At 68.3% G+C, this 1,360-nt stretch carries 2 protein-coding genes; both read left to right on the forward strand.

Annotated elements, in window-relative coordinates:
- On the forward strand, positions 1 to 1,080 hold a 1,080-nt coding region (gene livM, locus FZ938_RS30320; RefSeq protein ID WP_149201866.1), incomplete at its 5' end, for a high-affinity branched-chain amino acid ABC transporter permease LivM.
- Positions 1,077 to 1,360 (forward strand): ATP-binding cassette domain-containing protein (locus FZ938_RS30325; RefSeq protein WP_149201867.1); only part of this gene is annotated, 284 nt, incomplete at its 3' end. The genes livM and FZ938_RS30325, both read left to right, overlap by 4 nt.

The raw sequence follows: 1,360 nt of genomic DNA on the forward strand, positions 1-1,360 counted from the left end.
GCCGACCGCGACAAGCGGATGGACCGCATCGCCGCCAAGGTGCAGCACGCCAGCCGCTACATCGGCCCGGTCGCCGTGGTCTTCGCCGCCATCCTGCCGATGACGCCGCTGGCCGACCGCATGCTGCTGGACATCGGCATCCTGCTGCTGACCTACATCATGCTGGGCTGGGGCCTGAACATCGTCGTCGGTCTGGCCGGCCTGCTCGACCTCGGCTATGTCGCCTTCTACGCGGTCGGCGCCTATTCCTACGCGCTGCTCGCCCATTACTTCGGCCTCAGCTTCTGGGTCTGCCTGCCGCTGGCGGGCCTGCTCGCCGCCTGCTCGGGCGTGCTGCTGGGATTCCCGGTGCTGCGGCTGCGCGGCGACTATTTCGCCATCGTGACGCTCGGCTTCGGCGAGATCATCCGCATCATCCTGGTCAACTGGTACCAGTTCACCGGTGGTCCCAACGGCATCTCCGGCATCCCGCGGCCGAGCTTCTTCGGCATCGCCGACTTCAGCCGCACCCCGGCCGAGGGCATGGCCGCCTTCCACGAGCTGTTCGGGCTGGAGTTCTCGCCGCTCCACCGCATCGTCTTCCTCTACTACCTCATCCTGGCGCTCGCCCTTGTGGTGAACCTGTTCACGCTGCGGGTGCGCAAGCTGCCGCTGGGCCGGGCCTGGGAAGCGTTGCGCGAGGACGACATCGCCTGCGCCTCGCTCGGCATCAACCGCACCAACATGAAGCTGGCGGCCTTTGCGATCGCCGCGATGTTCGGCGGCTTCGCCGGCTCCTTCTTCGCCACGCGCCAGGGCTTCATCAGCCCGGAGAGCTTCACCTTCATCGAGTCGGCGATCATCCTGGCCATCGTGGTGCTGGGCGGCATGGGCAGCCAGATCGGCGTGGTGGTCGCCACGCTGCTGGTGATCGGCCTGCCGGAGGCGTTCCGCGAGCTGGCCGACTACCGCATGCTGGCCTTCGGCGCCGGCATGGTGGTGATCATGCTGTGGCGTCCGCGCGGCCTGCTGGCCCACCGCGACCCGACCATCCTCCTGCATGGCGGCAAGACCCCCGCCGCGACGGGAGCCGCGAAATGAGCGCCGTGATGCCCCACACCACGATGAACGACAAGCCCTTGCTGAGCGTCGAGCACCTGACCATGCGCTTCGGCGGTCTGGTGGCGAACAACGACGTGTCCTTCGAGGCGCGGGCGGGCGAGATCACCGCGCTGATCGGCCCGAACGGCGCCGGCAAGACGACGCTGTTCAACTGCGTCACCGGCTTCTACACCCCCACGGTCGGCCGGCTGACGCTGCGCCACCCGCAGGGCAAGGAGTTCCTGCTGGAGCGGATGCCGGGCTACCGCATCGCCCAGCT

This window comes from Azospirillum oryzae, from assembly GCF_008364795.1.
Taxonomy (GTDB): domain Bacteria; phylum Pseudomonadota; class Alphaproteobacteria; order Azospirillales; family Azospirillaceae; genus Azospirillum; species Azospirillum oryzae.